Annotated in this window: 6 protein-coding genes; 1 reads left to right on the top strand and 5 read right to left on the bottom strand. The window is 48.6% G+C overall.

The window, feature by feature from the left end; all coding sequences use genetic code 11:
* Nucleotides 1-97: 97 nt before the first annotated feature.
* From H6F67_RS00105 to H6F67_RS00095, 3 genes are all read right to left on the bottom strand, one after another.
* On the bottom strand, nucleotides 98-1,780 hold the full coding sequence (locus H6F67_RS00105) for a DNA methyltransferase (protein WP_190762096.1): 1,683 nt from the start codon (nucleotides 1,778-1,780) through the stop codon (nucleotides 98-100).
* Between the two features lie 143 nt (nucleotides 1,781-1,923).
* A complete protein-coding gene (locus H6F67_RS00100; protein WP_190762092.1) occupies nucleotides 1,924-5,280 on the bottom strand; it encodes a helicase-related protein in 3,357 nt (1,118 codons plus the stop codon).
* A 101-nt stretch (nucleotides 5,281-5,381) separates the two neighbouring features.
* Nucleotides 5,382-5,660: a toprim domain-containing protein gene (locus H6F67_RS00095; RefSeq protein ID WP_190762090.1), complete on the bottom strand. Its 279-nt coding sequence runs from the start codon at nucleotides 5,658-5,660 to the stop codon at nucleotides 5,382-5,384.
* Nucleotides 5,661-5,979: 319 nt separating this feature from the next.
* Here H6F67_RS00095 and H6F67_RS00090 point away from each other — a divergent pair, with 319 nt between their 5' ends.
* Complete coding sequence (locus H6F67_RS00090) at nucleotides 5,980-6,243, top strand: hypothetical protein (protein ID WP_190762088.1); 264 nt, start codon at nucleotides 5,980-5,982, stop codon at nucleotides 6,241-6,243.
* 474 nt (nucleotides 6,244-6,717) lie between these two features.
* Here H6F67_RS00090 and H6F67_RS00085 read toward each other — a convergent pair whose 3' ends face one another.
* Together H6F67_RS00085 and H6F67_RS00080 are read right to left on the bottom strand one after the other, a co-directional pair.
* Entirely contained in the window at nucleotides 6,718-8,037 is a 1,320-nt protein-coding gene (locus H6F67_RS00085) for a hypothetical protein (protein WP_190762086.1), read from the bottom strand.
* Nucleotides 8,038-8,052: 15 nt separating this feature from the next.
* Nucleotides 8,053-8,706, bottom strand: a complete 654-nt coding sequence (locus H6F67_RS00080) for a hypothetical protein (RefSeq protein WP_190762084.1) — start codon at nucleotides 8,704-8,706, stop codon at nucleotides 8,053-8,055.
* Between the last annotated feature and the right edge of the window lie 156 nt (nucleotides 8,707-8,862).

Below are 8,862 nucleotides of genomic sequence, written 5' to 3'. Positions count from 1 at the left end.
TAGTTGAATCGCTGATTAAAGTCGAACTAAAACATCAGCATTGCTGAGTCTGCAACTTGAGATCTGTAGCTTATTCTCCCTCGATTTTCGTCTAGTCCTACGGGTCCACCTCACTCAACTGCTGCTCAGTGTCATCTTGTTTCAATCCCCTTGCTTTCGCCTTCTGCGTCAGCTTCACCTGATCGAAGCTGTTCTCATCAACGCGAATCAATCCAATCAGCGAATTGCCCGCCATGATATTGAAATCAATGTTCGGCAATGGTTCTAAATCGTCTGCTGTTCTTGCCGATGAGACAAGAGCAAGAAATAAGCGGAGTTTGGCGATTTCGCTCGCCTCCGGCATAATATCAACGCCATACAAATTATCAGTAATAATTCGCTTTTTAATAAAATATGGCAGCGAAGGATGATTGCGCTCTACATCGTTCAGCCAGTTTGTTAGCTGATAGTCACTTGAGTTTTTGATCGTGCCAATTACCGAACTATAGATCGGCATCAGCGTCTTCATCGCCGCAATCAAAAATGCCCCTGAACCACAAGCCGGATCAAGCAGCGAAAGCGTTTTCAAAATTGCGTTGTCGCCATAAATCAAGTGACGACATAATCTCGCATCCAGCTTCACCAGCAAATCACCGATCGTTTCAAACTGGCGATCGCTCACCTGATTAACGCGATCGAGAATCAGCTTGTTGATCGTGCGATCGCATAAATATTCAGTAATTTGTGGGCGCGTGTAGTATGCACCGAACGCTTTTTGGTTAATATATTTCTCGAAAATATAGCCCAACACATCCGGGTTAATTTCGTTCGCTTTGCCATCTGGTCGATCGTCAAGATTCCAGTTGTAGGCGGAGAATAGCGCGAATACTTTCTCAAATGCGGCATCTGCGATCGCGATATTCGGATAGTCGATTTCGATTCTATGCTTCAAAAACAGCCCGCCATTCAAATAGGGAACTTGTCCCAGTAAAGCCCTGACTGGATCGGGACGTATCGACTCTGCAAATCCCTCAAAAAATAGCGTCTGCAAGAACTCGCTGAAAAAGCGATCGCGACCTCGCTGCTTGCTTTCCTCCAGCTTTAACTGAAGATATTCCAACTGCTGGCTAAAGTTGTAGATGTCGTTGCCAATAAACGCCTTGGACTGCAAAAAGTAAACAAACATCAGCCGATTGAGAATCACTGACGCATACCAGCGGCGATCGGACTCATGATCAATCCCCTCGATGTATTGCGTCACAAACTCCAAATGCAGAAGCTGATATTTCTTGTAAAACTCATTCGTAACCGTTTCAACATCCAAACTTTTTTGCAAGCGATTCGCAATGATCACAACCGAAGGATAGCCGTTTTTTAATTCTTCCTCAGAAAAATACAGCCCGCCAATTCTGCTTAAAATTAAGTCGGTCGGCTCACCCTGCACAAAAGACACCGTGCGCGGATAGAGTTTCGTGCCTTCTCGCTTCGCCCAATACCAAAGCGATCGCGTCCGATCGCCGTTTAGAAAGATCAGCAGATTTTCAGTGAACTGTGCGGCGATCGCTTTATAAACAGCTAGTCGTGCATCCGCATTCGGAATCTCCCCATCCGCTGCCACAATTTCAAAAATCGGAACATTCGACATCTCAGCAATGCGAGTGCGCTGAAAAACTTGCTCGTCAACCTCCAAATCTTCCGATCGCAAATTCGACGGCTGCGACCACCCCAATTCCTCGATAAAGAGGTCGTTCAACCGGAATTCGTCTAGCAGCGTTCGAGCATTTTGGAAGTTGAAAGGCATGACCAGCGATAAGAAATAGCGTTCTACTTAAAAGCTTTGAGCGGAGAAAATAACCGTCTTCATCAGCATTCCCAATAGTTTTAACATTTGCTCAAACGAAGTCTGTGATCTCGCTGAGTCGTAGAGTGTGATCGCGAACCATTTCATCGTGGTTTAAATAATCCCATCGAGCAAATAATCTGCGGCTCACGGGTACTCGCCTCCTCCTGAATTACACACAGTCGATCGTCAAGAAACAACGCCACAACCAGTTCTGCAAGCTGCGCGTCGCTAATGCCGCTTTTGAGTTGGCGATTGAGCTGATCGATCGCCGACTGCCTCAGCGGATAGCGGTAAATCAAATCGATCGCGTCCAGCAAGTCTTGCGTCACAAACAGCGAATCCTTTTGCGCCTGCACAAACCGCTTCAGCCGCTCATACGTGCGAAACCTTGCGCCCGACGGTCGCCCTAGCTGCCCGCCCGTGCTTTTCTCTTCCTCGATAATCAGCTTCGCACCTTGCTCCACGAGTTCGTGATGCTGCGGATCGCGCTCGATCGCAGGCGTATCCGGTTCGCACTGCGCCAGCCGCAAAATCGCCAGTTGTGACTGCGTAATGCTGCGACCCTGTCGATCGACCAGTGCCAGCGAATCATTTCCCTCTGCCGTCTTCATGTAGAGCAACACGCCTTCCGGCTGGCTGGACGTGGGGGCATGGGCACGAGTGGAATATACAACGGGCGGCATGTTTTCGATCGCCTTTTTCAAAGCCGGATTGTTGTCCGTCGCATTCTTCCAAATCTGATACGCCTCGGAAGTCAAATCCACTTCGCTATCTTCATCACCGTCATACACGCCCGACTTTTCGTGATAGAGGTCGAGAAACGTCTGCTCATCCATTTCGTCCTCAAAAAACACTTCATCAGTTCCCACAACTTCCGCATTTTCCTTGAGCCGCTGCCGCAATCGACCCCGCAGCCGAATAATCCGCTCCACGCCCTCAGCAGGCAAAAACGAATAGCACAAAATCGCCTCTGCCGTTTGCCCAATCCGATCGACCCGCCCCGCCCGCTGAATCAATCGAATAATCGCCCAGGGCAAATCGTAGTTGACGATGGTGGCGCAGTCTTGCAGGTTCAAGCCTTCGCTCAGCACATCGGTCGTAATCAAAACCCGTAGCTCGTCCGATTTGGGAACCGCCTTCTGATTGCTGATAGGACTGAACTTCCAGGCGATCGCTGCCGGATTCTCAGAATTTCCCGTCACCCCGGCAAGCTCCCTGATCCCCAGTTGTGTTAACTCGGTTTCCAAATAGCGCACCGTATCCGCAAACTGCGTGAAAATCAACACTTTCTCGTGAGGATGGCGATCGCGCAGCAGCTTTACCAGTGCGGCCAGCTTCGTATCGCGACTCGCCGCCCAATCGCCCCGCTGACTCAGCACAGCCGTCAACGCTTTCGCATCCGCCTGTAAATCCTTTTTGAGCGACGACTTGAATAAGCCCGACTGAATCCACTTAAACCGCCGCCGATAGCGATCGGCATAAGCTTGATAGACCGCGATCGCCCGCTGCCGATAATCCGACTCGGCGCGATCGAGCAGTTCTTCGATCGTTTCCACTTCTTCCGCTTCAGGGTCGAGCAGCAGCGGCAAAATCGCATCGACATCTTCATCGTTATTGCGGCTGTCGAGTAGAGCGGCTTCCTGCGTCCCGATTGGCAAATCTAGCCCTTGCTCGATCGCATAGATGAAAATGTAGTTGCGTAAAATGTGGCGATCGATCGACTGGATGAACGCAGGCCCACCGCTCTCCAACCGCTTAAACAAATTCGTGCGGCTAAAGCCCATCAGTCGCTTACCCGCCCGTGACAAGCCTTTGATCTGCCGCTCCTCCGGCTGGGTCAAGGTCTTACGCTTGGTTGAGACATAATTTCCCAACCCGTAGCGCGGCAGGCTAAGCTGATTGATCACCTCAACGACCGCATCCGAGTAGAGCGCAGCATAGGGATCATCACCTTCACCCAGGCTGAACTTAATCGTTTGCGGCTCCCGCACGGGGAAGTAAGCCCGCTTGCCGTCCGAAAACTCCAGATATTCACGGGAGCCTTCATCTTTTTTGGCGTAATTGGCCTGAATAAAGCTGCGAGTCCGCCGCACCATGTAGAGCCGCATCAGTTCGCGCCAGTCGTCCGGATGTTCGCTCAGTTCAAAGGCGCGGAGCGATCGCACCGGAGCCTGATGCCTGCGGATGAATTCTAGTTCGCCACCCAGTTCGCTCAGCAGCGCTTCCGGGCGCGACCCCAAATCCTTGTCATCCGGGATAAACAGCCGCAGTTGCGCTGACAAATCGAGATAGGTTTTGTTGTAGGGAGTGGCAGAAAGCAAAATGCAGCGACACTCGTTCGCGGCAACATATTCCTGAATCGCCCGATAGCGCTTGCCCTCGCGATTGCGTAAATTGTGGCTCTCGTCAATCAGCACGACGCGATAACGCCGCAAGTCGGGAAGCTCATTTTGAACCCGACTGAGCGGCAGCACTTTCGCCAGCAGACGGTAGCGATCGACGTAATCTTGCCACATCGAAACCAGCGTCTTCGGGCAAATAATCAGCGTTTCCAGATACAAATCTTCCTGCAAAATTCGCGCCAGGGTCGCCGCAATCAGCGTTTTGCCCAAGCCCACCACGTCACCAATCAACACGCCGCCGCGATGATTGACGTGCTGCGCGGCAATTTGCACCGCCGCCCGCTGAAACTCAAACAGGTGATCCCCAATGTCACGCGGAATGCTATACGACGCACCGACTCGCGCTTCTTGCGACAGGTGGTAAGCCGTTTTGAGATAGATGTGATAGGGCGGAATCAGCGTTTCTCGTGCCCAGCTTTCATCGATCAGCGCAGCCAAATCGTCTGAGATGTCGTAGCACCAGCGATCGTTCCAGCGATCGTCAAACCACTTTTGCAGCTTTTGGCAAGCATCGTGATCCATCACATCCACATTCAGTTCGCCCTGCCGCTCTAGCCCGGATAGGGTGAGGTTGCTGCTACCCAGCAAGGCGATCGTGGGATTGTGGCGATCGTGACGATGCGCCAAATACAGCTTCGCGTGGAGCGGATGCCGCAGATGCAGCTTAATCACCAGCTTTTTCGCCTTGATTTGAGCGCTCAGCCGTCGCAAGCCTTGCTCGTCTTCGTTGTTAGGAGTGCCGATCGTCAGTTGCGCCTGAAATTCTTTGGCGATCTGCTTGCGAAGCTGAATTGCCCTGCCGTTATCGATCCCCGTGCTGCCTGTGAGCAGCGATCGCGATTCATACAGTTCGTCCTGCGGCAGCTTCTGCATCCCCACCAGCAGCCGACAGCAAGCAGATTCTTCACCCGCAAACTTGGCAATCAGGTCATCAATCTTGCGCCAGCCGCGCAGGTTGAAGTAGCCCACGCAAAAATCAGCCCGATGTGCAACGTCGAGAGCGCTTCGCAGGGTTGGAAGTAAATACTCATCAATGTTGTCGAAGATCCGAGGCATGAGCGATTCCCAAAGAATTTCGACGGCCTGAGGTGAAAAAGCTTAGCAAAGATTGTGTGCTGCCAATTGTAACTTTTCTGCTTCGATCAGCCGCATCTGACTCAAAGCGTCAACTCGTCCTCTCGGTCAACCTGCTCTTGAAAGAACTGGCGGGTACGAGATGAACGCTGCTCAAACTGCCGCTGCAAATCTCGCAAATGAAGCTGCAAATCCTCGTTCCAGTCTTTCCCAGCAGGACTGTGATGCTGAATAGTTGGTAAATTTTTCCTCAAACGTTCCACCATTTGCTCGCCTGCTTGGTCATTATCAAACGCAGCAATCACGACGGGACTCGCCTGCAACTGCGCGATCGGCACATGACCCGCACCATCGGTAGACAAATACAGGGTTTTCGCTTCCGGCTGGTGAAGTGTATGTCAGCCGTCACGCTATTTTGCGCTGCCGTCACATTCGTTGCGTAGACAGCAGGAAAGCTAAAAGCGAGACCCAGAAGGAGTTTTAGCGTTTTTCAGTTTGGCTTTGGTATTTTTCTTCTTCCATAGTCTATTCCAAATTCGTTGCGCTAAGTTGAAACTGGCACTCATAATCTTTACATCGCTTCATAATGCTACGCTCGATCGCCTGTCAAATTCATTGCGCTGTTTTTCCGAACTGCTCTATGATTTGACTATCTCAGCATGAGCAGTCGGATGGTGAAGTATGGTGGAAACGCTTGAAAGTTCAAACATCCTCGCTCTTGAGGAGGCTGACTACAGCACCGACGTTGATGCGGTTTTACTCGATGCCCTCGATAAGCGATCGCGCAAAATCAAGCTGGTGCCCTGGGTGGTTCACGCCCCAACCTACGAAATCTTCTTGGAACGCAAGGAGAAAGCGATCGCCCGATCGGGTGTTTCTCAGCTGTACGTTTTCACGAAAAGTGACGCGGCTTTCAAATTCGTGGCGCGACACGGTAGAGCGTAGAACCCTTGCAGAACAAAGATTTCATTGTTTTTGCCACTTCAGCACCTATTAGGTCTTGCTTTCAAATTCGTGGCGCCAACTTTCGACTGCTCGAACTATTGCCACACAAGGCTTTTTAGCCTTGCCAGAGCAGTAGTCCTTGGATAACGGCTGCAAACCAATTTTTGCTCAAAATTTATGCTCTCAAACGTTTTCAAATCGATGGCGCAAATTGTACTTCTCTGAAACGTGCATTACTAGGGAGTTTCAGGCTTCTGGTTTAGCTAACTGCGATGCTAGGAAGTACATTTCGATTAGGAATGCGATCGCTTCTCTACCGGTGTTCTCTTACATAGAAGGGTTGGTGACGGAGTGTGATCGAACGCTATTGGGGATTTGCCTGTGCACGGCTGCCCAGATTAACGAGGCGTGTTTGTTGCACACAGCAGACGTGTGGGGACACACCACGTTAGATTACTGTTTCACCAATTAGGCTTACCCTCGTCCTTCTAACTTCTTTTGAAGGACGCTTGCCAAAGGCACACCTGCACCCACTAGGCGATAAACAAGATCAGAATATCGGTGCAAGCTTTCAGTATTTTTCCGCATCTGCGTTTCAAAGCTGTTCCAAATGCGATTCAATAATTCTGCCGTTCTCCTGCCGTTTCCACGTTCTTTGTTCCAGAGATCGTGAGTGGCATTACTTGCACATTGACTGAGCCACTTAAGAGTTGGTTCTGATGAAAACTGCCAGCCAATACCGTTAAGCATAGTAAGAAGATGCCTATAAGCATAGGGATTATGACCAACTACACCAATCCATTTGTCAAAGATATCAACAAAAAGATGGGCATACAGCCAATCATCTTTAATACGAGAACTACCATGTTGAGTAAAAATGATTAGTTGTAGAACTTCCCCAGTATCACGATCAAGGTAATCATAGCTGGCTTTTCTAGAGATTTCCGGGCTATCCAGCACCCAAGTGCAAACTTCTTTCCAAATTTTCAAAGCTTGCTCAGATGGTCCTTCAACATAAGCAATTTGATGACTGATGTAACCATTTAGTAGTTCAGCCGTCAAATCTGGAACTTTAGCCCAATTGTCTCGCAGGGGTGTCAGAATATGATGCCGAATTTCCTCTAAACTTAGTGACTTTGCTAAATACGCTGCCCAGTTAAAGATAAAAAGATTCCACATATAGGGCCGATCAGGTTGTGAGAATCTTCTGTCTTCTATTGGTAAATTATCTGCAACAGTTCGAGCTATCAAATCATCACAAAGCTGGAGAAATTTATTTTTCGTATCTGAGTCTTGACACAATTCAGCAAGTGGCAAAGCATAAAGCCCATACTTAGCTTGCTCATGCACAAAAACAATATTTCTCGCTGTGGGGATGCTGGGAAGGTCAGGAATTTCATTTTTTGCTAAATAGTCGAAGTAATTCTGAATAACATTGTCTTCCCAGGTTTCTAGCTCCTCGTAACTAGTCCCAAATTCTCCAACACGAGTTCCATAGTAAATTTGTCCAGGAATTATAGACAAGGAGAGGCACAAACTCAGGGCGTTCCAGCACAGTACCGGATCAGTCGCCCAAGCAGTCTGTAAACTGAGAAACAATGCCTTAAGAACCCCATCATCAGAGTGATCAAATCGTTTCGATGATTTGCCGACAAGTAGAAGAACTTGTTGACGCACCTCTAAATCGGCTATTTCATGTGCAGCAAGAGTGGCTAATCCGCGTGCAGCAGATACATCAAATTTACAAAGTGATCCAGAATATACAGAGGGTTGAGAAGCACGAGATGCTAACATCAGAATGTCTTTGCTTCATTGAAGAAGATTCTGAGCCTTCATCCATTCAAAATCTATGACAAGAGCCGCAGCAGCAACACTAGCAATTGATCCTAAACGCGAATTCTCATAAGAATTCTCTGACTCTTCACTAGTAAAGTCATTTGGCTGTTGGAATTCTTTAGCCCGCTTGACCATCTCTTCCAAAACTTCCCTGTCTTCTAAATCGTTTTCCTCTACCACCTTACGAGACCACAGTTCCATGCGGAGCCATCGTTGATATTTAGAGTTAAGAGCAAGGTTTTTCTCATTGCGTTTCTTTATATGCTCAGGTTGTTGAACTTGCACATACAAATCGTCACCGTTTCTAGAAAACTGATAATTTTCTTCTTTTCCAAAAGCTTGATAATTTTCCATTTGCTCATGAATAGCAGAAATGGTCACAGGGTCTTCTTGTTCTTCTTGATATCTAAATGGTAAGTTTTCTGTGAATCGGCTCACAGCCTGCTCAAATGATATGCGAAGAGATTCATCGCTAAAGAATAGATAGTGTATTGCGAGTGAGCGGATGTCCAGTTTCCGATGAGGCTTCTGATCATGTTCCTCAAGCAATTTATAAACCCAATTATTCCTCTCAAATGGAAGCTTAAAGCGACTACTCAAGTCTCCAACTAAGCGTTGAATGTCCATGCTCCAAATTGCAGGAGAACTAACAATAGGTAATGCTGCTCTAAGAGGAGGTTTGAAAAGTCAAAGATGACGTAAAAAAGCTCTCCGGATGTACGCTGCAAGTAAGTAGTCCGCAGCACCGTGAGAGCCATGAGTAAAGCATACTCCAGCAACCTG

Source organism: Microcoleus sp. FACHB-1515, assembly GCF_014696105.1.
In the GTDB taxonomy this organism is placed as follows: Bacteria; Cyanobacteriota; Cyanobacteriia; order Elainellales; family Elainellaceae; genus JAAUTJ01.
Note: the sequence above shows the minus strand (reverse complement) of the source record. Positions and strands in the feature narration are given on the sequence as shown.

What these genes read in the sequence shown, in the direction of transcription:
- H6F67_RS00105 (WP_190762096.1), bottom strand. Translation starts at nt 1,780, where the DNA reads ATGCCTTTCAACTTCCAAAATGCTCGAACGCTGCTAGACGAATTCCGG.
- H6F67_RS00100 (WP_190762092.1), bottom strand. Translation starts at nt 5,280, where the DNA reads ATGCCTCGGATCTTCGACAACATTGATGAGTATTTACTTCCAACCCTG.
- H6F67_RS00090 (WP_190762088.1), top strand. Translation starts at nt 5,980, where the DNA reads ATGGTGGAAACGCTTGAAAGTTCAAACATCCTCGCTCTTGAGGAGGCT.
- H6F67_RS00085 (WP_190762086.1), bottom strand. Translation starts at nt 8,037, where the DNA reads ATGTTAGCATCTCGTGCTTCTCAACCCTCTGTATATTCTGGATCACTT.
- H6F67_RS00080 (WP_190762084.1), bottom strand. Translation starts at nt 8,706, where the DNA reads ATGGACATTCAACGCTTAGTTGGAGACTTGAGTAGTCGCTTTAAGCTT.